Source organism: Kitasatospora sp. CB02891, from assembly GCF_002803145.1.
Taxonomy (GTDB): Bacteria; Actinomycetota; Actinomycetes; order Streptomycetales; family Streptomycetaceae; genus Kitasatospora; species Kitasatospora griseola.
Window position 1 is genome coordinate 33,757 of sequence record NZ_NNBO01000004.1, and the last position, 23,145, is coordinate 56,901.

Annotated in this window: 17 protein-coding genes; 12 read left to right on the top strand and 5 right to left on the bottom strand. The window is 72.6% G+C overall.

Annotated elements, in window-relative coordinates; translation table 11 throughout:
• The first annotated feature begins 67 nt into the window (after positions 1-67).
• From CG736_RS11300 to der, 4 genes are all read left to right on the top strand, one after another.
• On the top strand, positions 68-1,153 hold the full coding sequence (locus tag CG736_RS11300; RefSeq protein ID WP_100586052.1) for a prephenate dehydrogenase: 1,086 nt from the start codon (positions 68-70) through the stop codon (positions 1,151-1,153).
• Between the two features lie 1,705 nt (positions 1,154-2,858).
• Positions 2,859-3,650 (top strand): DUF899 family protein, encoded by a 792-nt coding sequence (locus tag CG736_RS11305; RefSeq protein WP_304528207.1) that lies wholly within the window; start codon positions 2,859-2,861, stop codon positions 3,648-3,650.
• Positions 3,651-3,734: 84 nt separating this feature from the next.
• Positions 3,735-4,451, top strand: a complete 717-nt coding sequence (cmk, locus tag CG736_RS11310; RefSeq protein WP_100586053.1) for a (d)CMP kinase — start codon at positions 3,735-3,737, stop codon at positions 4,449-4,451.
• A gap of 126 nt (positions 4,452-4,577) precedes the next feature.
• Entirely contained in the window at positions 4,578-6,029 is a 1,452-nt protein-coding gene (gene der, locus CG736_RS11315) for a ribosome biogenesis GTPase Der (RefSeq protein WP_100586054.1), read from the top strand.
• A gap of 73 nt (positions 6,030-6,102) precedes the next feature.
• On the opposite strand, the gene CG736_RS11320 is transcribed toward der, so the two are convergent.
• Positions 6,103-6,747, bottom strand: a complete 645-nt coding sequence (locus CG736_RS11320) for a hypothetical protein (RefSeq protein WP_100586055.1) — start codon at positions 6,745-6,747, stop codon at positions 6,103-6,105.
• Between the two features lie 14 nt (positions 6,748-6,761).
• Entirely contained in the window at positions 6,762-7,640 is an 879-nt protein-coding gene (locus CG736_RS11325) for a hypothetical protein (protein WP_100586056.1), read from the bottom strand.
• Positions 7,641-8,261: 621 nt separating this feature from the next.
• Here CG736_RS11325 and CG736_RS11330 point away from each other — a divergent pair.
• Complete coding sequence (locus tag CG736_RS11330; protein WP_100586057.1) at positions 8,262-9,056, top strand: transglycosylase family protein; 795 nt, start codon at positions 8,262-8,264, stop codon at positions 9,054-9,056.
• 254 nt (positions 9,057-9,310) lie between these two features.
• Here the strand turns inward: CG736_RS11330 and CG736_RS11335 are convergent, their stop codons facing one another.
• A complete protein-coding gene (locus tag CG736_RS11335; protein WP_100586058.1) occupies positions 9,311-10,120 on the bottom strand; it encodes an MBL fold metallo-hydrolase in 810 nt (269 codons plus the stop codon).
• A gap of 139 nt (positions 10,121-10,259) precedes the next feature.
• Here CG736_RS11335 and CG736_RS11340 point away from each other — a divergent pair, with 139 nt between their 5' ends.
• From CG736_RS11340 to fusA, 7 genes are all read left to right on the top strand, one after another.
• Positions 10,260-10,946, top strand: a complete 687-nt coding sequence (locus CG736_RS11340) for an alpha-ketoglutarate-dependent dioxygenase AlkB (RefSeq protein WP_232733929.1) — start codon at positions 10,260-10,262, stop codon at positions 10,944-10,946.
• A gap of 288 nt (positions 10,947-11,234) precedes the next feature.
• The gene (locus tag CG736_RS11345) at positions 11,235-12,098 is read left to right on the top strand and encodes an acyl-CoA thioesterase II (RefSeq protein WP_100586060.1); all 864 of its coding nucleotides are present in this window, start codon (positions 11,235-11,237) and stop codon (positions 12,096-12,098) included.
• 76 nt (positions 12,099-12,174) lie between these two features.
• Positions 12,175-12,963, top strand: coding sequence for a DUF1684 domain-containing protein (locus tag CG736_RS11350; protein WP_100586061.1), 789 nt, complete (start codon positions 12,175-12,177; stop codon positions 12,961-12,963).
• 237 nt (positions 12,964-13,200) lie between these two features.
• On the top strand, positions 13,201-13,833 hold the full coding sequence (locus CG736_RS11355) for a TetR/AcrR family transcriptional regulator (RefSeq protein WP_232733930.1): 633 nt from the start codon (positions 13,201-13,203) through the stop codon (positions 13,831-13,833).
• A gap of 233 nt (positions 13,834-14,066) precedes the next feature.
• The gene (locus CG736_RS11360; RefSeq protein WP_157815519.1) at positions 14,067-14,780 is read left to right on the top strand and encodes a VC0807 family protein; all 714 of its coding nucleotides are present in this window, start codon (positions 14,067-14,069) and stop codon (positions 14,778-14,780) included.
• A 168-nt stretch (positions 14,781-14,948) separates the two neighbouring features.
• Positions 14,949-15,353 carry a hypothetical protein gene (locus CG736_RS11365; protein ID WP_100586064.1) on the top strand — a complete coding sequence of 135 codons (405 nt, stop codon included), beginning with the start codon at positions 14,949-14,951 and terminating at the stop codon, positions 15,351-15,353.
• Between the two features lie 471 nt (positions 15,354-15,824).
• Positions 15,825-17,891, top strand: coding sequence for an elongation factor G (gene fusA, locus CG736_RS11370; RefSeq protein ID WP_100586065.1), 2,067 nt, complete (start codon positions 15,825-15,827; stop codon positions 17,889-17,891).
• Between the two features lie 176 nt (positions 17,892-18,067).
• Here fusA and drmB read toward each other — a convergent pair whose 3' ends face one another.
• The gene (drmB, locus tag CG736_RS11375; protein ID WP_100586066.1) at positions 18,068-19,912 is read right to left on the bottom strand and encodes a DUF1998 domain-containing protein; all 1,845 of its coding nucleotides are present in this window, start codon (positions 19,910-19,912) and stop codon (positions 18,068-18,070) included.
• 3 nt (positions 19,913-19,915) lie between these two features.
• Positions 19,916-23,119 (bottom strand): helicase-related protein, encoded by a 3,204-nt coding sequence (locus CG736_RS11380; protein WP_198520476.1) that lies wholly within the window; start codon positions 23,117-23,119, stop codon positions 19,916-19,918.
• Positions 23,120-23,145 lie beyond the last annotated feature (26 nt).

Below are 23,145 nucleotides of genomic sequence, written 5' to 3' on the forward strand. Positions count from 1 at the left end.
CCCGCCCGCCGGGCCGTGCGGGACAATGGCCCGACCAGCACCGCGACCAGTAGGACGAGGACCCGCCATGCGCACAGCCGCCGTCATCGGCACCGGACTCATCGGCACCTCCGCCGCGCTCGCCCTCACCCGCCGCGGCATAAGCGTCTACCTGGAGGACGCCGACCAGGACGCCGCCCGCACCGCCGCCTCGCTCGGCGCCGGCACCACCGAACTCCCCGACGGGCCCGTCGACCTGGCGATCATCGCGGTGCCGCCCGCCCTCGTCGGCAAGGTCCTCGCGGACTGCCAGCGGCGCGGCCTCGCCCGCTGCTACACCGACGTCGCCAGCGTCAAGGCCGGGCCGCGCGGCGAGATCACCGCACTCGGCCTCGACACCGTCCACTACATCGGCTCCCACCCGATGGCCGGCCGGGAACGCTCCGGGCCGCTCGCCGCCACCGCCGACCTCTTCGAAGGCCGGCCGTGGGTGCTCACGCCCACCGCCGACAGCGACACCGAGACACTCAATGCCGCCCTCGAACTCGTCGCACTGTGCGGGGCGATGCCGATCGTCATGGACGCCGCCGACCACGACCGGGCGGTCGCGCTGGTCTCGCACGCACCGCAACTGCTGTCCTCGCTGGTCGCGGCCCGCCTCGAACACGCCGAGGAGACCGCGGTCCGGCTCTCCGGGCAGGGCGTGCGCGACGTCACCCGGATCGCCGCGTCCAACCCCGCCATGTGGATCGACATCCTCTCCGCCAACGCGGGCGTCGTCGCCGACATCCTCGACGACCTCGCGACCGACCTCGCCGAGACCGTCACCGCGCTCCGGGCCCTCCAGGGCGCCGACGAGGCCGAACGCCGCGAAGGCGCCGCCGGCATCGAAGCCGTCATGCGCCGCGGCAACACCGGCCAGGCCCGCATCCCCGGCAAGCACGGCGCACCGCCCACCCGCTACGAGACCGTCACCGTCGTCCTCGGCGACCAGCCCGGCGAACTCGGCCGCCTCTTCGGCGAAGTCGGCGCCCTCGGCGTCAACATCGAGGACGTCACCATCGAGCACTCCACCGGCCAACAGGTCGGCCACGTCCAACTGGCCGTCGCCCCGGCGGTCGTGCGGGCTTTGGTGGCGGGGTTGCGGGAGCGTGGCTGGGGGGTCCGCGACTGATGGGGGTTGTCCGCTGCGCGGGGCGTGGGCGGGGGATTTGAGGAAGGGCGGCGGGAACCCCCCGGGCGGGTGGGGGGTCCCGCCGCGCCGGTTCGGGTGAGGGGTTCGAGAGGGCCGGCGGTTGTGCGGGCCTTGGTGGCGGGGCTGCGGCTGACGGGGATTCCCGCTGCGCGGGGCTTGGGCTGCGGATCCGAGGAAGGGCCGCGGGAGCCCATTCCGCTGCGCGGAGCTTGAGGGCTGGGTTTGAGAGGCCTTGGTGGCGGGGCTGCGGGAGCGTGGCTGGGGGTCCGCGACTGACGGAGGTTGTCCGCTGCGCGGGGCGTGGGCGGGGGATTTGAGGAAGGGCGGCGGGAGCCCCGGGTGGGTGGGGGTTCCGCCGCACGGGGTTCGAGGGAGGGGTCCGAGGGGGCTGGCGGTTGTGCGGGCCTTGGTGGCGGGGCTGCGGCTGACGGGGATTCCCGCTGCGCGGGGCTTGGGCTGCGGATCCGAGGAAGGGTCACGGGAGCCCATTCCGCTGCGCGGAGCTTGACGGCTGGGTTTGAGGGGGCCGGCGGTCGTGCGGGCCTTGGTGGCGGGGTTGCGGGAGCGCGGCTGGGGGTCCGCGACTGACGGGGTTTCCCGCTGCGCGGGGCGTGGGCGGGGGATTCGAGGAAGGGCGGCGGGAACCCCCGGGCCGGTAAGGGTCCCGCTGCGCGGGGTTCGGGGGAGGTATGAGGAGGCTTGCGGTCTTACGAGCTGCAGGAGTGCGGCTGGGGTGTCCGCGACTGGCGGGGGTTGTCCGCTGCGCGGGGCGTGGGCAGGGGATTTGAGGAGGGCGGCGAGAGCGCAGGTCGGGTAGGGGGTCCCGCTGCGCGGGGCTTGGGCTGCGGGTGCGAGGAAGGGCCGCGGGAGCCCATTCCGCTGCGCGGAGCTTGAGGGCCGGGCTGAGGGGCCAGCGGTCGTGCGAACGCCGGTGGCGAGGCTGCGTGAGCGTGGGCAGGGAGTGTCCGCAGCCGAATGGGTTCTTCGCTGTGCATCGCATGGGCGGGTGGGATTCCGCTGCGCGGGGCTTGAGGGTGAGCAGGCCGGCAGTCCTGCGGGCCCTGGTAACAGGGCTGCGCGAGCGTGTCCGGGGCCGGCGGGGTTCTCCGGTTCGTGGGGCTTGGACGTTCAGGGGTTGGCGGGAGGACTCCGCTGCGCGGGGGCTTCGGCGGAGACCTGCGGTCCGCACTCCGGTGGCGGGGCTGCGTGAGCGTGGGCAGGGGTGTCCGCGGCCGAAGGGGTTCTTTGCTGCGCATGGCCTGGGCGGGTGGGATTCCGCTGCGCGGGCCTGGGGGTGGGCAGGCCGGCGGTTGTGCGGACCCTGGTAGCGGGGCTGCGGCTGGGGTCGGCGGGGTTCTCCGCTGCGCGCGGTTTGGGCGAGGGAGTCCGGAATGGGCGGGGGGATTCCGCTGCGTGGGGCTTGGGAGTGAGCAGGCCGGCGGGGTTCTTCGGTTCGTGGGGCTTGGACGTCCCGGGGTCGGCGGGAGGGTTCCGCTGCGCGGGGGCTTCGGTGGGCGGCTGGGGCGGAGACCTGCGGTTCGCACTCCGGGGTCGGCGGGGTTCTCCGGTGTGTGGGGAGTCGGGAATTCGTTGGGTGGGGGCCGATGAGTTTCGGGGGTGGGGGTCGTCTGTACGGGTGGGCGTCGGTGGGGCGTCCTTTCGGTGGGCGGACGGAGGGCTTGTGGTGAGTGGGACTGGTGCGCGGCCGGTGGTCGTGGGCATGGCGGCGTGGGAGGCGGCTCGGCAGGAGGTGTTGGTGCGGGAGAAGGCGCACACCCGGGAGGGGGACGCGTTGGCGGCGGCTCGCAGGGCGTTGCCGATGGTGGAGGTGGACGGGGCGGCCGTCGTCATGGGGGCCGGCGGGGCGGTGGCGTTCCGGGAGTTGTTCGAGGGGCGGGACGAGCTGGTCGTGTACCAGCACATGTGGTGGGACGGGGCGCCGTTCCAGGGGCAGTGCGAGGGCTGCACGATGGTGGCGTGGCACCTGGGGGACTCCGCGTACCTGAATGCCCGGGGCGTCTCGTTCGCGGTGGTGACCAGTGGCCCGTGGGCGGAGGTCGCTCCGTACGTGGAGTTCATGGGGTACACCCAGCCCTGGTTCTCGGTGCGTGACGCGCCCGCGCCGATCGGCGGTGACATGGGTCGGCTGATGTGCTTCCTGCGGGACGGCGACCGGGTGTTCCTCACGTACAGCACCACCGGTCGCGGCACGGAGCGGATCAACAGTTCGCTGGCGCTGCTCGACATGACGCCGTACGGCCGCCGGGAGGGCTGGGAGGACGTTCCGGAGGGCTGGCCGGAGGTGCCGGACGCGGGGTCGCCGGTGGGCGGGCACGGCGCGCCGATCGGCTGGTTCTGGCGGACGGACGCCGACGGCGTGGCGACCTGGGGGCCGACCGGCCGGCCGGTGCCGCAGTGGACCCGGCCGGGGGCGTCGCCGGTGGAGACCCTCGGGAGGGGCGGCCACTGCCACTGACCACGTGCGGGGCCGGGACGGGGCACGGCGGGAGTCCATTAACCTTGAGGTGAGTTCTGGTGCCGTGAGAGAGAGGTTCGCCCCGTGGACAGTGTCGACCGAGCGTCGAACAGCCCGGTCGTCGTCGCCATCGACGGGCCTTCGGGATCCGGGAAGTCGACGGTGTCGCGGGCAGTGGCCGCGCGGCTGGGCCTGAGCTTCCTGGACACCGGCGCGATGTACCGGGCGATGACCTGGTGGATGCTCGCCAACGACGTGGACGTGGACGACGCGGAGGCGGTGGCGATCGCGTGCACCAAGCCCGTCATCGTGTCCGGCACCGACGCCGCCGGGCCGACCATAACCGTGGACGGCCAGGACGTGTCCGGCCCGATCCGCGGCCCCGAGGTGACCGCCAAGGTCAGCGCGGTGGCCGCGGTTCCCGCGGTGCGGGCCCGGCTGGTGGAGCTGCAGCGCGGCTGCGCCTCGCACGCCGCCCGCGGCATCGTCGCCGAGGGCCGTGACATGGGCAGCGTGGTGTTCCCGGACGCCACCGTGAAGGTCTTCCTGACCGCGTCCGAGCAGGCCCGTTCCGAGCGGCGGGCCGCCGAGCTGCGCGCCAAGGGCCTGGACGAGGCGACGATCACCGCGATGGCCGCCGACCTGGCCCGCCGGGACGCCGCCGACTCCTCCCGCGAGACCGCCCCGCTGACCCGGGCCGCGGACGCCGAGCTGGTCGACACCAGTGAACTCACCCTCGACCAGGTGATCGGCACGATCACCGCCCTGGTCGAGGCCCGGGCCGGCCTGACCGCCGCCTGACCCCAGAACCCCCCGAACGATCCGAACGATCCGACCGCGCGAGATCCGCGCGGTTCGCGCTGCCCGCGGGCAGGTACGCACGGTCCGCCCCTGGGAAGGGCCGGGCCGGGAAATGGAAGACAGAGCATGAGCAACGACACGACCGCCCAGCACGGCGAGCTCGGCGACGCCGAGTACGCCGAGTTCATGGCGCTGGCCGCCGAGGAGGGCTTCGACGCCTCCGAGGTCGACGCCGACCTGGACGGCCACGGCCCGATGCCGGTGCTGGCGATCGTCGGCCGCCCGAACGTCGGAAAGTCCACCCTGGTCAACCGCATCATCGGCCGCCGCGAGGCGGTCGTCGAGGACCGCCCCGGCGTGACCCGTGACCGGGTCAGCTACGAGGCGATGTGGGCCGGCCGCCGCTTCAAGGTGCTGGACACCGGCGGCTGGGAGATCGACGTCCTCGGCCTCGACGCGATGGTCGCCGCGCAGGCCGAGCTCGGCATCGAGCAGGCCGACGCGGTGCTGTTCGTGGTGGACGCCACCGTCGGCGCCACCGACACCGACGACGCGCTGGTCCGGCTGATCCGCCGGGCCGGCAAGCCGGTGGTGCTGTGCGCCAACAAGGTCGACGGCCCGTCCACCGAGGCCGAGGCCGCGTACCTGTGGTCGCTGGGCCTGGGCGAGCCGTACCCCGTCTCCGCGCTGCACGGCCGAGGCTCCGGCGACCTGCTGGACGCCGTGCTGAAGGTGCTCCCGGAGGCCCCGCCGCAGTTGTTCGGCGACGGCCTGGTCCCCGGCGGCCCGCGCCGCGTCGCGCTGATCGGCCGTCCGAACGTCGGCAAGTCCAGCCTGCTGAACAAGGTCGCCGGCGAGGACCGCGTGGTCGTCAACGAGCTGGCCGGCACCACCCGTGACCCGGTCGACGAGATGATCGAACTCGGCGGCAAGACCTGGAAGTTCATCGACACCGCCGGTATCCGCCGCCGGGTCCACCTGACCTCCGGCGCGGACTTCTACGCCTCGCTGCGGACCTCCGCCGCGCTGGACAAGGCCGAGGTCGCGGTCGTCCTGGTCGACGCCAGCGAGACCCTCGCCGAGCAGGACACCCGGATCATCTCGATGGCCGTCGAGGCCGGGCGCGCCGTCGTCATCGCCTACAACAAGTGGGACCAGCTCGACGAGGAGCGCCGGTTCTACCTGGAGCGCGAGATCGAGCGCGACCTGGTGCAGGTCCAGTGGGCGCCCCGGGTGAACGTCTCGGCGAAGACCGGACGGCACATGGAGAAGCTCGTCCCGGCGATCGAGACCGCGCTGGCCGGCTGGGAGACCCGCATCCCCACCGCCCGCCTGAACGCCTTCCTCGGCGAACTGGTCGCCGCGCACCCGCACCCGATCCGCGGCGGCAAGCAGCCGCGCGTCCTGTTCGGCACCCAGGCGGGCACCCGCCCGCCGCGGTTCGTGCTGTTCGCGTCCGGCTTCCTGGAGGCCGGCTACCGCCGCTTCATCGAGCGCCGCCTGCGCGAGGAGTTCGGCTTCGAGGGCACCCCGATCTCGATCTCGGTCCGGGTGCGCGAGAAGCGCAAGAAGAAGTAGCAGGAGACGTACCGACGGCTGTGGGCCGCGGACACCGAAGGGTGTGCGCGGCCCACAGCCGTCTGCGGACCGGTCAGGCGTCCCGGCCCGGCGGCAGCGACAGCACCGAGCGGTGCCGCCCGCCCGCCGGGCCCGCGGCGGACGGGGCGCCGGCGGCCTGCTGGGGCGGGCCGAGGTAGCCGGACGCCACCCAGCCCTGGCCGTTGGCCTGCGCGGCGGACCCCGGCGTGGGGACGAACTGCGGCCCGCCCCCGGCCTGCCCGGCGTACGCCTCGAAGGACTGGTGCTGCGGGTACCCGGGCTGCTCGCGCCGCTCGGGCGCCACCTCGCGCGGCTGCTGCTCGCGGACCGCGAAGCCGGTGAACCTCAGCCCCTCCTCGCCGGAGCGGTCGCCCGGCAGCGCCCGGAACATCCGCCGGTACTCGGAGTACAGCGAGTCGTAGATCGGGGTGGCCGACACCGGGTGCTCCGCGTCGTACGACGGGCGCATGCTCGGGATCGACCGGCCGGCGGGGGCGGAGGGACGGCCGGGGGAGGCGAGGTCGTAGCTGTACACGTAGGAGCCAACGAGCGAGACCGGCTTGGGATGCGGGGGCGCCGCCCCCAGTCCTATCGCCGGACCGCCGCGCCGGGCCCCCTCAACCTCCTTCCGGAGGGCCGTGGTTGACGAGGTGTCGGACGAGCCGGTGACGGCCGGGTCGTTCACGGGGTCGGTCATCGGCGCGCCCCCGCTCAGGTGCCGGCCAGCGGCAGCGTGCCCGCCGCCAGCACGCCGCGGGCGGCGGCCCGGTCCAGGGCCACCCGCAGCAGGTCCTCGCGGGGCTGGCGGCCGACCGCGCCGGCCGGCACCGCGAACATGATCACCTCGGACTTGCGGGCCGCCGCCGCCCGCCACGCCGGGGTGACCTGCAGCGCCTGGTGGGCCTGCCACCAGGCGGCCGAGCCGCCGGTCGCCGAGGGCTGCAGGATCGCGTGCAGCTGCCCCATCGCCATCAGCACCGACCAGCCGGCCCGCGGCCGGGCCGGCGCCCGGTTGACGTCCTGGACCAGCTGGAAGCCGTGCTCGGTCAGCAGCGACAGGAACTCGTCCTCGCCGCTCGAACTGCCCGGCCGGCCGACCGGCCCGGTCGGCTCGATCACCAGCGCGGCGTGCTGGGTGTCGCCGCACAGCACGATGCCGCAGGTCACCCCGAGCACGGCGGGCTGCGGCCGGCCCGACGGCGAGGGGTTGATCGGCTCCGGGATCGTCACCAGGGCGGCGGGGGAGACCTGGGGGGCCGGGGCGGCGGGTGCGGCCTGGACGGGGATCGCCGGCTCGGGGACGGTGGCGGCGCCGCCCTGGCTGATCGAGGCGACGGCGCCGCGCAGCTGCTGCTCGTCCACCGGCACCACCTGGGACGGGATGCAGCGGGCGTGCGCGAAGGCCAGCACCGCGGTCTCCTCACCGACGAACAGCACCGTGCTGGTGCGTTCGCGCAGCGAGTCGCCCGGTTGTCGGCACGAGGTGCAGTCGTACGAGTCCGGGGCGTGGGCTCCCGCCAGCAGGCTGTCGGCCTCGTCGTCGCCGATTTCGGCGCGTACGTCCTCGCTCACCTCAAGCATGCGCGGCACAAAGACTCCTCGTTTCGCCCTGACGATCTGGATGCGCCCGGCGGGACTCTCCGGGTGCGCGGCGCGGGGCGCGCCGACCGCCATTACCAACGGGGGGTTGTGGCTGGGGTCACGGGTCGGCGGTCGGACGACGGGATTTGCGCGGCTTCTGACTGCCCTGTGTGCGCGGGGCGTCGCTATCTGTCGACGCTGTGCCCGACCTCACACCGGCCAAACTGTGACCGGGACCATATTCACGTATGGAGCGATCTTGGGAAAAGCGGACAAAAGGGATATTTATCCTTCGCTTACTTGATCGATACCGCCGGTAACCCTTCGTTGACCTGGGAAAACCCGAAAACGTTTGGCGGCCCGCACACCGGCTTCGTAGGTTCATGGCCGGTGCAACGAGCACCTCCCGGGTTCACCCCCGACGCACGGTCCGCCCGGCTCACCCCGGATCCGGATCCTGCGCCACCGGCGCGACGGCAGCCAGCCGCCGCCGGGGATGCGGACAGGTGGCCGGGGCGGCAGCGGCACGTCCGACACGTGCACGGCCGCCCACCGGACTTGGCGAGCGAACACGGCCCTGCACAGGGCCTGGTTCCGCCTGCCCATCCCGGGGATGTCGAGAGGAATCTCATGACCTTCCGTAACGAGACCGCCGCTGCCACCACCGCCTCCAAGCGCAACCGCATCCGCGCGGCTGTCGTCGGCGGCGCCCTGCTCGCCGCCCCGGTGGCCGGCCTCGTCACGGCCAACTCGGCCTCCGCCGCCGACGTCGCGACCTGGGACAAGGTCGCGCAGTGCGAGTCCGGTGGCAACTGGTCGATCAACACCGGCAACGGCTTCTACGGTGGCCTGCAGTTCACCTCCTCCACCTGGGCCGCGTTCGGTGGCACCGCGTACGCCGCGCAGGCCAACCTGGCCACCAAGGCGCAGCAGATCGCCGTCGCCGAGAAGGTGCTCGCCTCCCAGGGCCCCGGCGCCTGGCCGGTGTGCTCCGTCAAGGCCGGTCTGACCAAGGGCGGCACCCCGGCCCAGGTCGACACCTCCGCCGGTTCCTCCTCCTCGACCTCCACCTCGAAGTCGACCTCGTCGAACTCCTCGGCGTCGTCCTCCTCGACCTCCTCGAAGTCGAACACCGCCGCCGCGGACACCTCCGCCAAGGCCTCCCGCTCCGAGACCCGCACCCAGGCCCCCAAGGCCCAGGAGAGCGCCCCCGCCAAGCAGGACGCCCCGAAGCAGGCCCCGAAGGACAAGCCGGCCGCGGCCGCCAACACCGCCAAGGGCAGCTACACCGTCAAGTCCGGCGACACCCTGTCCAAGATCGCCGCCGGCCTCGGCGTCGACTGGCACAGCCTGTACAACAACAACACCGGTGTCGTCGGCGGCAACCCGAACCTGATCTTCCCGGGCCAGGTCCTGTCCGTCTGAAACACCCCCGGAAGCTCCGCTTCCCCCGGGATCCGTTGATCCCCTCCTGTCGGCGTGAAGCCGCCACCCCGCTGCCGGGGTGGCGGCTTCCGCCGTTCTCGTGCTGCTGCGGGCACCGCCGGCGGCGGCGGCGGGCTCCAGGGCCGAGCTTCCGGGCCGGATCGCCGGGCCGGATCGCCGGGGCGGGTCGCTGGGCCGGGTCTCCGGGCCGGGTCTCCGGGCCGGATCGCCGGGGCGGGTCTCAGGGGTGGGTCTCAGGGGTGGGCGAGGGCGGCGCGGACGCTCGGGGCCACGGTGGCGGGCAGCGCGGCGGACGGGTAGCGCCGGAGCAGGGCGGCCTCGACGGCGTCCGGGGCGACCGGCTTGCCGAGCTCGGTCTCGAAGGCGCGCAGGTAGTCGCCCGTCCAGACGATCGGGTCGGGGGCGCCGTCCGGATTCGGGGACGGCTCGGTGAGGTGGCGGTGGCCCGGGACGGTGAGTTGGGCGTCGAGGGCGGCGATCTCGTCCAGCAGGTCGATCCACGCGGTGCGCTCGGCGGCGTGCGGGGAGTCGGCGAGCCGCGGGTGGACGTTCAGCCACAGCAGCGGACCGCCGAGCAGCGTCCGGCTGCGGTGCTCCCACACGTAGTGCCGGTCCGGCAGGCCGAGGGACGCGCCGCGCAGCTCCAGCCGGTGGTCCTCCAGCTCCACCGCGTCCTCGGCCAGCGGCTCCAGGTCGACCAGCCGGGTGGGGAGCTCCGTCCCCAGACCGGCCCAGGCGGCGCGGACCTCGCGGTGATCGCGCTCGATCCGCGCCAGGACCGGCGCGGGCGCGAGGAACCGGGCCTCCGGGAACGCGTCGCGGAGCACCTCCGCCGCCAGCCAGTACTCCGGCGCGAAGTCCGGTACCAGCACAGCGCTCAGCCGTCGCCCCGAGGACGCCACCTCCCGCTCCAGCCGCCGCCCGTCCGTCAGCCGCAGCCCCGTACCGACCAGCACCGCCCGGTGCTGCCCGAGCACCAGCACCGCCACCTGGTGCGACGACTCCTCGGGAAGGTTCACCACCCGGAACTCCAGCGGATGCATCGCGCCTCCTGCGCCAACCGGCAACACCCCTCCCCCCAGGGTCGGACGGGACGGGGGTCGCCGCATGCGGGGCGGCGGGTGCGGGGCGGGTTGCGGTGAAGGGGGCTCGGGGCGGGTGGGCCGGTGGGAGCATGGAGGGGTGAGCGGTGGTGGGGTGTTCGTCGGGGAGCTGTTCGGGCGCGAGCGCGAGGAACCGGCGCCCGGGGTGGTGCTGGTGCCCGGGTGGCTGGGGGCGGCCGAGCAGCGGGAGCTGGTCGAAGCGTGCCGGGAGTGGGCGCGGCCGCCGGCCGGGATGCGGACGGTGACGATGCCGAACGGCGGACAGATGTCGGTGCGGACGGTGTGCCTCGGCTGGCACTGGTACCCGTACGGGTACGCCCGCACCGTGGTGGACGGTGACGGCGCGCCGGTGAAGGCGTTCCCGCCGCAGCTCGGGGAGCTGGCCCGGCGGGCGGTCGCGGAGGCGTACGGCGACGGGATCGGCGAAGTCGAGGGCGCGGCCGACTACGCGCCGGACGTGGCGGCGGTCAACCACTACCCGCACGGCGCGAAGATGGGCCTGCACCTGGATCGCGAGGAGCGGGTGAACGCGCCCGTGGTGTCGCTGTCGCTGGGTGACAGCGCCGTGTTCCGGCTGGGCAACACCGAGACCAGGACGCGCCCGTGGACGGATCTGGAGCTGCGCAGCGGCGACCTGCTGGTGTTCGGCGGCCTGATGCGGTTCGCGTACCACGGCGTGGTGCGGACGCTGCCGGGCACCGCCGACCCGGACCTCGGCCTGGTGGGGCGGCTGAACATCACGGTGCGGCAGTCGGGTCTGGTGTAGCGGTGCGGCAGCCGGGTGTGGCGTAACGGTGCGGCAGCCCGGTCCGGTGCAGCGGGTCGCCGGTCGCGGTCCTCGGGCGGCCGTTCCCGGGTGGTGGGTGCTCGGACGGTCGCAGCCTGCGGTGCACGCTGCGTGTCCGGCGGCGGTCGGCGCGGGTCGGGCCGTGGGGCTCGCGGGCGTGCCGGAGGGCGGGAATTCCCGGCGGGCGCGGAGACTTGTGCTGGACGGAACACGGCGACCGGCGGCACACCCAGCCCCGCCCGGCCGCCGGGAGAGGGAGCGACACACATGGGAACCCCCGTCGACCAGCTCGTCGACCTGCTCGACCTGGAGCAGATCGAGCTGAACATCTTTCGCGGCCGCAGCCCCGAGGAGGCGCTGCAGCGCACCTTCGGCGGGCAGGTCGCCGGCCAGGCGCTGGTCGCGGCGGGCCGCACGGTGGACGAGGACCGGCCGGTGCACTCGCTGCACGCCTACTTCCTGCGTCCCGGAGTTCCCGGCGTCCCGATCGTCTACCAGGTGGACCGGCTCCGGGACGGACGCTCCTTCACCACCCGCCGGGTGCTGGCCATCCAGGGCGGGCGGTCGATCTTCGCGCTGACCGCCGACTTTCACAAGCCGGAACCCGGCGGCATCGAGCACCAGTTCCCGATGCCGGACGTCCCCGCCCCCGAGGACCTGCCGAGCGCGCTGGACGAGGTCGGCTCCCGGCTGGGCGAACTCCCGCCGTTCATCAGCCGTCGCCAGCCCTTCGACATCCGGTACGTGGACCGGCTCAAGTGGAGCCGCGACGAACTCGACGGCGTCGAGGCCCGCAGCGGCGTGTGGCTGAAGACCAACGGTCCGCTGCCCGACGACCCGCTGATCCACGTCTGCGCGCTCACCTACGCCAGCGACATGACCCTGCTGGACGCCGTCCGCGCCCCCGTCGAACCCCTGTGGGGCGAACGGAACTTCGACATGGCCTCGCTGGACCACGCGATGTGGTTCCACCGCCCGTTCCGGGCCGACGACTGGCTGCTGTACCGGCAGGAGTCGCCGATCGCCCACGGCGCGCGCGGGCTGGCCCGTGGCGAAATCTACGACCGGAAGGGGCAGTTGGTGGTCTCCGTGATGCAGGAGGGTCTGTTCCGCCCGCTCGCCGGGCGCTGACCCGGCCCGCAGACGCCCCGTCCGTCCTGCGATTGACGCAAGTGCCCGAACCAGAGCCCCACTTGGAGGCAGTCCGATGACCGACACCGCAGCCGAGGCGTGGCAGCACTGGACGGAGTCCCGGAGCGCCGCGGTCAGCGCCCCGCACGGCCCGCTCGCGCTGACCGGCACCCACTGGTTGGAGCCCGAACCGGCGAAACTGCCCGGCCTGCCCGGGACTTGGTGGGCCGAGAGCGGCGTCGTGTGCGCCGAGCTCGCCGCCGGCGACAGCGTCCGACTCGAAGGCGAGCAGCAGGAGGCCACCGGCCGGGTCGCGCTGCGCCCCGACACCGACCCGGGCGCGCAGATCGCGGTGCTGGACGGGCTGCGACTGGTCCCGATCGAGCGCGAGGGCGAACTCGCCCTCCGCGTCTTCGACCCCGCCGCGCCGCGCCGGGCCGCGTACGCCGGGATCTCGGTCTTCCCGTACGCGCCCGACTGGGCGGTGCCCGCCGTGTTCACCCCGTTCGAGACCGGCGCGCAGGACCTGATGGTGGAGAACGCCGACGGCCGGGCCCGCCCAATGACCGTCGCCGGTCAGGTCGCCTTCACGCTGGGCGGCGAGGAGCACACGCTGACCGTCAGCGGTTCCGGCGGCCCGCTCAGCGGCGTCATCGCGGACACCACCAGCGGCCGGGAGACCTACCGCTTCCGGTTCATCACGCTGCCCGCACCGGACGCCGACGGGAACACCGTGCTCGACTTCAACCGGGCGTTCCTGCCGCCCTGTGCCTTCGCCGACCACTTCATCTGCCCGTTCCCGCCGCCCGGCAACCGCCTCACCGTCGCCGTCGAGGCCGGCGAGCGGCAGGTGGTCACGCTCTGAGCCCTGCCACCTGAGTCTCCTGCTCCGCACTGCGCTCGGCCCCGGCTGCCTGTTGGCCGGGGCCGACGTGCGTCGTGGCGCTGCGTCGTGGTCCCGCGTTGTGGCCCTGCCTCGTGGTCCATGCGTTCGATCGATCGTTTGCTCGTCCGGACAGCTTCTTGCTCGTGCGAGCAGACAGTGCTACCTTTTTGCTCGGGTGAGCAAGGGCTGGCTCGGGCGAGCAGAGAGGGGTGCTCCGTGGGGCGCACGTTCACCGAATCGGCGCGGCGTCGGCAGATCGTCGAGGCGGCCATCGAAGTGATCGCCGACGCGGGGTACGCCAAGGCCTCGTTCGCGCGGATCGCCAAGCACGCCGGGCTGAGCAGCACCGGGATGATCTCGTACCACTTCAAGGGCAAGGACGATCTGCTGCGCGAGGTGGTCGCGGAGGTCCTGCGGGTCTCCGAGGCGTACATGCGGCCGCGGATCGAGGCTGCGGTGGGCCCGCGGGCGCGCCTCCGCGCGTACATCGAGTCCAACGTCCAGCTGGCGGCCGCGCACCCGCGGGAGCTGGCCGCGCTGGTGGAGATCCTGAACGGCCAGGGCGACGACACGGACGGCGAGTTCGCGGCCGGTCGGCGGACGGTGATGGACCTTCAGGAGTACGTGGTCCGCGCCGCCCAGGCGGAGGGCGAGTACGGCCAGTTCGACGCCAAGGTGCTGGTGACGGCGATCCGGGGCGCGATCGACGCGGTCCTGGTCCGCGTGCTGCGCGAGCCGGAGATGGATGTGGCCACCAGCGCACGGGAGTTGGCCGACCTGTTCGACCGGGCGGTGCGCCCGGCGGAGATCTGCATGGAAGTTCACCGGCTGCCGGGGGAGGACGCGTGAACGAGTGACGGTCCGGACGGGTGGGGCCGACTGTGGCGGCGCCGGATGCGGCGGCCACCGGGGTGAGGGGAGCGGACGTGGTGGGGACGGATGCGGCGGGGACGGAGACGGGCACAGTGACGGGGGCGGACATGGCGATGGGTGTGGGCGCGGGCGCGGTGGGGGCGGTCGTGGGGAGAACGGGCCCGGCAGAGGCGGGAGTTGAGGCCTCTGAGGGAGCGGCCGGTGGGAGCGTGGTCGGTCGTGGGCCGGCCGAGCTGCCGAGGACGGCGGACGGGCAGGTGGACTGGGCGGCGCTGGCGGGGGACGACTCGACGCCGAAACAGCGGCAGGCGCGCGGTCTGCGGCAGGCGGCCAAGTCGCTGGTTTTCGAGCTGGCGATCCCGCTCGCTGCGTACTACACGCTGCTCGGGTTCGGCGCCGGCCAGTGGCTGGCGATCACGCTGAGCAGTCTGGCCGCACTGCCGTGGTTGATCCTCGGGCTGCTGCGCAACCGCCGGCTGGACGCGATGCCGGTGTTCACGCTGCTGCTGATCGCGGTGGGCGCGCTGCTGTCGTCGGTGACGGGCAGCCCCAGGGTGCTGCTGGTGCGCGACAGTTGGGTGTTCGGAGTGATCGGCCTGTGGATCCTGGGCAGTCTGCTGACCCGCCGCCCCTGGGCGCTCGGCGCGGCCCGGACGGTGGTCGCCGCCAAGATCGGCCCGGTGGGCGCGGACGCCTGGATCGGCCAGTGGGACCACGACCGGACCTTCCGCCGCCACATCCGGCTGCTGACAGTGCTGTGGGGCACGGGTTTCACCCTGGACGCCCTGATCCGGGTCGCCTTCGCGATGACCCTGCCGATCGGCGCGGTGCCGCTGGTGAACGCGCTGCAGTGGCTGGTCGTGCTGGGCGCGATGATCGGCCTCCACACCTGGTACGTGAAGCGGAACGGGCTGCTGGTCTGAGGCCGGAACGCGCCGGCTCTCGTGGCGCGGTTCCGCGGTGCGGTGATTCGGCGGTGCGGTGGCCTTGGTGGTTTTGATGGTGCGGCGGCTTCGGCGGTGGATGGCCGGGGCCGCCGCACTCGTTGTCGGGTCGGTACTGTGTCGGTGGCGGCAGGCAGGATCGGCGGCATGATTCCTGTCGAGGACGTCATCGGGCGGGCCGGCCCGGACGGCGTGCTGCCGCTGCTCACCCTGGCCGAGTTCTTTGAGGGCAACGCCGTCGAGGACTCACTGGCGCCGAACCAGTGGGGCTACGGTCGCCCGCCGCTGGCCGAGTTGGCGGCCTGCCTGGCCCGGATCGCCGAGCGGCCGGACGTGGCCTGGGTGCGGGTCCAACTCCACCCGGAGACACTGGACTTGTCCGAGGTGCTGGCCGAGGCCGTCGCCGTGTGCACCAGTGCGGACGCTGCGAACTGCGAGTCCTGGACGGCCGGTTGGGAGTCCAGCGGTGTGGTGACCGGCCTGGTCGACGACTGTTTGGACGTGCCGCCGGTGCCGGCCGGAATGGCGATCCGATCGATCGTCTGGGACTGATGCCACGCCAATTCACCGTGCCAGCGGAGTCGTTGAATCGGCGAGCGAAAATACGGGTGACGGCGGAGATCGGACGCCCCTAGACTCGGCGAGCCGAAAGGCGCCCGAGCCGGATGGCCGGCCGGGTCGACCGTGATCAGGAGAGGGAGGGAACAGTCGTGCGTAGCGCCGCTGTTGTCGTTCCCCCGTCGCGGTTCGAGGTGATCCTGGTGTCCTCGGCAGGCCGGCGCCCGCTGCGCGGCCGGCGCCGGTAGAGGACCGCGAGCTCCACCCGATTCCCCTTGCTGTGAACGCCCGTTGTCGGCGTCGCACGGTCGTGCCGACGTACTGTCGGCGGGCCGCCCCACCGCCCGTGTACTGCGTCGCGCTGCGCCGCGGTGCAGGTGCGGGCCCGGGCGCAGGGGTGTTGCTCGGCTGCTCCGGTGAATCGCGCTGCCCATTTCAGGATCCACCTCCGAAAGGCATCGGGCCATGCGCACCGACCTCACCCTCTCCACCGCCACCAGCACCGTCGCCGTCCGCAACCTCGGCATCCTCGCGCACGTGGACGCCGGCAAGACCACCGTCACCGAGCGCATCCTGTTCCTGACCGGGGAGACCCACCGGCGCGGCGAGGTGCACGACGGCACCACCGTCACCGACTTCGACCCGCAGGAGCGCGACCGCGGTATCACCATCTTTGCCGCGGCGGTCAGTTGTGACTGGGACGGCCACCGGCTGAACCTGATCGACACGCCGGGGCACGTGGACTTCGCCGACGAGGTGGAGCGTTCGCTGCGGGTGCTGGACGGCGCGGTGGCGGTGTTCGACGCCGTCGCGGGCGTCGAGCCGCAGAGCGAGTCGGTGTGGCGGCAGGCCGACCGGCACGGTGTGCCGCGGATCGCGTTCGTCAACAAGATGGACCGGCCCGGTGCGGACCTGGACGAGGCGGTCGCCTCGATCCGGGACCGGCTCCACCCGGTGCCGCTGGCGGTGCAGTTGCCGATCGGCCGGGAGGGCGACTTCACCGGCGTGGTCGACCTGCTCCGGTTGCGCGCACTCACCTGGCCGGACGGTGCCGGCAGTGCCGAAGACGTACAAGTCTCCGACGTTTCCTTCGAGTTGGCGGCCGAGGCGGAACGTCGACGGCAGGCACTGGCGGAGACGGTGGCCGAACTGCACCCGGCGGCGCTGGAGGAGTACTGCGCCACCGGAACCCTCGGCGCGGACAGCCTCGCGGCCGCGCTGCGTCAACTCACGGCAGACGGACAGGCGGTGGTGGTGCTGTGCGGCTCCGCGTACCGCAACCGCGGCATCGAACCGCTGCTGGACGCGGTGACGGCGTACCTGCCGTCGCCGCTGGACGTCCCGCCGGTGCGCGGCGACTGGCAGGGCGCTGTCCAGGAACGCCCGGCCGATGCCGAACAGCCTTTGGCGGCACTGGTGTTCAAGGTGAACGCGGGCGCCACCGGTCGACTCAGCAGCCTGCGGATCTACTCCGGCACCCTACGGAAGGGGGACACCGTGCTCGACGCGCGCACCGGCCGCACCGAGCGGATCGGCCGCATCCTGCGGGTGCAGGCCGACCGGCACACCGAGACCGACACTGCGGTGGCCGGCGACATCGTGGCCGTCGTCGGGCCCAAGGCCGCCCGGGCCGGCACCACGCTGTGCGCGCCGAGCGCCCCGCTGGTGCTCGAACCGGCCGTCGCCGCCGATCCGGTGGTGACCGTCGCGGTCGAGGCCCGCCGCTCGGTGGACACCGACCGGCTGGCGGTCGCGCTGCTCCGGCTCGCCGAGGAGGACCCGTCCCTGGTGGTCGGGACCGACCCGGAGAGCGGGCAGCGGGTGCTGTCCGGTCTCGGTGAACTGCACCTGGAGGTGGCGGTGGAGAAGCTCCGCCGGCTCGGGCTGGAGGTCACCGTCGGCCGGCCGCAGGTCGCCTACCGCGAGACGCTCTCCCGCGCGGTCGCCGGACTCGTCCTGCGGCATGTCAAACAGGACGGCGGCGCAGGGCAGTTCGCGCACGTCGTGGTCGACGTCGAACCGCTCGGCGAACCGGGCACGGACGGCTTCGAGTTCCGCTCCACCGTCACCGGCGGGCGGGTCCCGCAGGAGTACGTGCAGGCCGTCGAGGCGGGCTGCCGGGACGCCCTCGCGGACGGCCCGCTCGGCCACCCCGTCACCGGGGTCCGGGTCACCCTCACCGACGGGGCGACCCACGTCAAGGACTCCTCCGACCTGGCCTTCCGCACCGCCGGCCGGCTCGCCCTGCGCGAGGCCCTGCGGCGCGGCAGCCCGGTCCTGCTGGAACCCGTGGTGGACGTCACCGCGACCGTCCCGCAGGACACCGTCGGCGGCGTCCTCGGCGACCTCTCCGCCCGCCGAGGACGCGTCCACGGCTCCGCCCCCCGCGGCGCCACCGACGCAGCCCTGACCGCCACCGTCCCCCTCGCCGAACTCTTCGGCTACGCCAGCGCCCTGCGCAGCCGCACCCAGGGCCGCGGCACCTTCACCACCCACCCGGCCGGCTACGCCCCGGCCCCGCGCGGGCAGTAACGGCCGCGCAAACGGCGGCCCCGCCCGGAAACCCCGGGCGGGGCCGCTCGGTCAGGATCACCGTCAGGTGTCAGCAGGTCGGGTCGGAGAGGGGGCGGCGTGCCGGTCTCGACGTGTCCGGTTCGGCCCGCCCAGGCCGTCGAACCGTTCGGATCTGCGGCCCGGACGCCGGAGGCTCAGAAGAATCCCGGTGAGGATCCGTCCAGCGAGCCGATCAGGGTGGCCCGGTCGAGCAGAATGTTGTTGTTCTCGCAGCTGGTCTCGGGAAGCAGCACGCACGCATGGCAGGCGGCCAGGTTGAGCCCGTCGGCGCCACTGGCCTCCGACTCCGCGCACAGCGGATCGTTGGAGCACCATCCGGCGCGGGCCAACGCCGACCGCAGTGAGCTTTCCAGCCGGTCCGGCTCGCCCTGGGCGACGATGCCTCCCAAGCTGCCGGCCGAATCGCTCGTCGCGGTGTAGATCAGGATTCCTGCCATGTCGTCGCCCGCGTACAGGCGTTCCCGCAGTGCGGCGGCCGGGTAGCCGCCGTCCAGGCTCCACTCGTTGATCAGCACGTGGGCGAGGGTGTGCAGCAGCACGTACCGCGGATCGGCGTGGGACGACGGTACCGGCCGGTCCGAACCCTTGGCGCGCTCGTGCAGCAGACGATCGTGGTTCGCACGGATTCGCCGGGCCCGGGAGAGGGGGCCGGGTAGTTGCTCCCACTGGCGCAGACGATCGGTGTCGAGCCGCAGGAACACTCCCTCGCCCCGGACCTCGATCGCGGGCAGCCATGTCTGCCTCTGGTGCCAGATCGGCGCGTGCCGGGGCATCGCCGCCAGGCCCGGTTCCTCGATCCTGGTGAACGACTGCAGGGCGCGGACCTCACGCAGACGCTTCACCAGCATGATCTGGCCGAGGCCGTGGGACTCCCGGAGCGGTCCGGTCGACCCGGCCGGCGGTTCGCAGACGAAATCCTGGGCCCCGACATCGGGATCCTCCCGATGCGTCCGGCGCAGGCTGTCGTATTCGTCGCGGTAGATCGCCGTGCGCGGTGCGTCCTGTTGCCCGGATTCGATCGGGCCCTGCTCCGTGGAGCTCCGCTCGGTCTCCCGGCGTTCGCGGATCAGCGACACGATCTCCTCGGGGTCGTAGGCAGGGTGGTGCTCGAGGATCTTTTCGACGCGCAGGTACCGGCGGACGAAGGAGTCGTCCTCGTCCTTCAACTTGCTGTACAGGCCTGCCGCGAGCTTCGCCAGGCCCTCGCTCCACGGGGGGATGGACAGCGCGGAGTGCACGACGGGGAACCAGACGGAGGAGGAACCACGCTGGAGGGTACGCGGCGCTTCCGTGCAGTGCTCGGCAGGTGCGTCCTTCAACCACGGGAGACGGCCGCCGCAGCGGATGCGCAGGTCATCGAGTGCCGCGCGACGGAACGACCCTTCCATCGACGCGGATACGCCGCAGCTGCAGCTGATCAGTACGGCGCGCAGCGAGGCGGTCGAGCCGTCCGACCTGAACGTCAGGCCGCCTCCGCAGCTCCCGGTCTCGGTTCGACCGTTGTTCCGGTGCACCCACTGCCAGTAGGGGAAGTCCTCCAGGTGGCCGTTTGCGCAGGCCATCACGAATCGGGACGGGACCAGGCCTTCCTGACAGTTCGAACACTCGGCCCGACCCGAGGGGGAGTTGAACTTCCGGTACGGCTGGAGAGCGCCGCAGCGCGGGCAGGAGTACCACTCGGGGAACCGCACGGCCCGGACGCCGTCCTTCGCCAGGTCCGGGTCGGGCGCGGGCGGCAGGCGGAACTCGTACACGTGCAGTTGGTCGGAGAGGCGGGGCTCCACGACGACCGGTGCCCGTGAGACGTCCCACGAGTCGATGCCGCGGACCAGGAACGACTCGTTGTCCACCGCGATCATCGCGCCGACGCCGTACGTGGTGATCAACTGTGCGCGCCGGATCTCTCCGAGTCGACGGGCGACACGGACCGGGCCGGAGACCAGGCTCCGACGGCGGGTGCGAGGGGGAAGAGGTGTCACAACTCAGCGCTCCTCGAAGAAGACGGACGAGGCATCGACGTCACGCAGGCTCCACAGGGTGGGCCACGACTCGGCCCCGGTGGTGAGCGCTTCGTCGTCGTAGCTGCTCAGCAAGGCAGGCGCACGCGTGCCCCGGGGCGCTTCGTAGACCAGGTCGGAGTAGTCCTCGGCCGCGTACCTCCACTCCTGGACGAAGTGGTCGAAGGCCTCGGCGGTGGTGTCGAGTTCGGCCGGGTCGACCTGGGCGACACGGTCGAGGACGATGCGACGGATGCTGCCGTTCAGATCGTCGAGGAAGTCCTCGATCCTGCCGGCGGCGGCGTTCGGGCCCGCCTCCGGCAGGGTCAGCCGAGCCAGCGCGACGATCACCGCGTGCAGTCCGCGCTCCCTGGCTCGGGAGGAGAACGGCGTCACGCTGGTGGACTCCACCTCCCGGTACAGCGCCGAGTGGAACTGTTGGAAGTCTTCGTAGTGCGAACGGTCGCGGGAACGGGCCGAGTTGAGCATGACCGCCACGAATCCGGGGTGCTGCCGGCCGACCCGGCTGGTGGCCTGAATGTACTCCGCGGTCGTCTGCGGCTGACCCATGACCGCCATCAGCCCCAGCCGGTCGATGTCCACGCCGACCGAGATCATGTTGGTGGCGAGAAGGACGTCGAGGACGTCCTTCTGCGGCAGCGACCGTTCGACCTCCTTCAACCGTCGGGAGATGTCGCTCGCATTGGCCCGACTGCTGAGCTCGGTGAGCCCGTCGACCCGGCGCGGCTCCGCACCGTCCCGGACTGCCAGATAGTCGAGACGTTCCTGCACGTCGTCCAGGACCTGGAGTTCCGCTGCGGACAGCAGGCGCAGGCTGTTGAAGTAGCCGACGAGCGTCCAGTAGGCGTCCTTCACGTGGTCCGGCGCGCCACGGGTCGCCGCCCGATGCAGCAACGCCGCGTACACCCGGATCAGCAGTGTCGCCTGACTGGTGCTGGAGGTGAGCAGACCGACGTAGCGGCGGGCGGCCTTCCGGTCCCGGGAGGTCTCGACGGCGAACCAGGAATCGCGCGAGTCGAGCCCGGCCGGCGGGAACTGGTCGACCCTACGGGCGAACAACCGGGATCCCTGCTGGTCGGCCCGCCGGATGGTCGCGGTCGAGGCGACCACCTTCGGCCGTCGGGCGAGTGCGTCCACTGCCGTCTCGTACAGACCCGTCAGGGTGCCCAAGGGGCCCGAGATCAGGTGGAGTTCGTCCTGGACGATCAGCTCCGGGGGTCGAGTGCCGGGCGAAGCGGTCAGATTGAACAGGGCGGCCGAATCGGGCCGCCACGGCAGCGAGGCGAACTTGTCGACGGTGGCGATCACCAGGGTCGGCCGAGCATCGTAGACGGCGTCGTCGACCAGGTGGACCGGCAGGCCCGTGTGGAACGCGCAGTCGACAGCGGGGCAGCTGATCACCATCCGAACGGAGGTTTCGTCCACCGCGTAGTCGTCCGGGGACAGGGGCTCGCCGCACCAAGGGCAGCCGCGCAACTGGACGGGGTTCTCCGTCTGAAGCGGCCGCAGCGGATTGTTGCGCAGTTCCCGCAGTCGCTGGGCCGCCACGGACAGTCGGTTCGGGGTGGCGGAGCGGCCCACCCACATGCCGATCGAGATCTCCTCGTCGCCCAGTGACGCCGGATCTCCGTCGCGCAGTCGTTCCATGGCACAGATCAGCGTCGTGGCCCGCTCGAACTGCTGCAGCGTCAGCAGCCGCAGGGTGTAGCGCATGAGGACGGTGACGCCGCCACCCGTCGACCCGTCGCGCAGCCGCCGCAGGAAGGTGGTGAACGCGATCAGGCCGAGGTAGGCCTCGGTCTTGCCACCACCGGTGGGGAACCACAGCAGGTCGGCCACTCCGCGGTCCTCGTGCTCGGGGTCCACGATGCCGACCAGACAGAGCAGTACGAAGGAGATCTGGAACGGGCGCCACCGGCCTGCCGAGGCATCGGGCAGACCGGATCTGCCCCCCTTGATCCACGCCGTTCGGGCACGCTGATCGGCCATTGCGAGGTTCGCCAGCCTGAACGCGCGAAGCACCTCCGGCCGGTCCGGGTCGGCCAACAGGTCCACGCCGTCGTGCATGCGCCGGAGTGCGCGGCGGCACTGGCGCACCTGCTTCACCGCGATCGGGCCGTGCTCGGTGCCGGCCAGCGCGCGGCTCTGTTCCTCCTGGCCGTCGATCCAGATCCGGTACCCGTCGAGCATCCGGCGCAGTGCCGCGACGATCTCGTCGGTCGGGGCGGTGCCGAGACCGTGCATGGTCAGTGCGCTGGTGTCGATCTCCGGGTTCGAGTCCGTCAGCAGCACCTCGTGGGACGGCACGAACTCGGTCCGGACCGACGTCACCACGGCCCGGTCGGTGCCCACCTCACCGATGGCCGGGGGAGTCCACTCCCAGTACGCCGCGCAGCCGTGCCCGGTGGCGAAGGTCGGCGCGTGCCGGTGCAGCATCCGACTCAACGCCAGCTCGGAGTCGGCCGCACCGACCGCCGCGCGCCGTTCCACGAACGGTGCGGCGGTCCCGTCCTCGGCGGTCACCTCAAGGACCGGCTGGTAGAAGCAGTGGGCGTCGCGGAGGTCGTACTGACCGACCTCCAGACCGTTCACGACCGTTGCCGTCACGGTCACCGTGCCGTGCTGCTTCGAGGGCGGACGCACCAGGACACGGAGTTCGAGACCGGGGTGCAGTGGATCCAGGTCCGGGAAACCGGGCACCGTCACGTCCACGACGACCGGGTCCGGACGCAGTTCGGCCCGACGCCAGTGTTCCTTCTGCGCCTTCGTGCTGCGAGCCTCGGTCCGCTTGGCCGCAACGGGCTTCCCGTTCTCGTCCTCGGGCCGGTAGACGGCTGCCCGGACGGAGAACTTCAGCCGCGGGGCGACGTTCGGGTCCACGGCGAACGTGAGGCCGAGCGACGAAGGCATCCGGATGCCGGCCAAGGAGACCCCGAGGTCCACGGCCTCCTCCTCGACCGCCCTCCGGGCGATCGGGGTCGTGTCAAGGCCGTCCTGTTCGTTCTCCTGCTCGGACGGTTCGCGGTGCCCGTCCTGCGAACGGGTGCGCGGGAACAGCACCCCGACCGGGTACATGGTGATCGGCGCGTCACCCGTGAGCACCTCGTCGGTGCCGCCCACGGGGCCGAGCAGGTCGTCGCGCACCGCTGTCAGCAGGGAGTCGCACATCTCGTAGTGCGCCTGGTGGATCGACT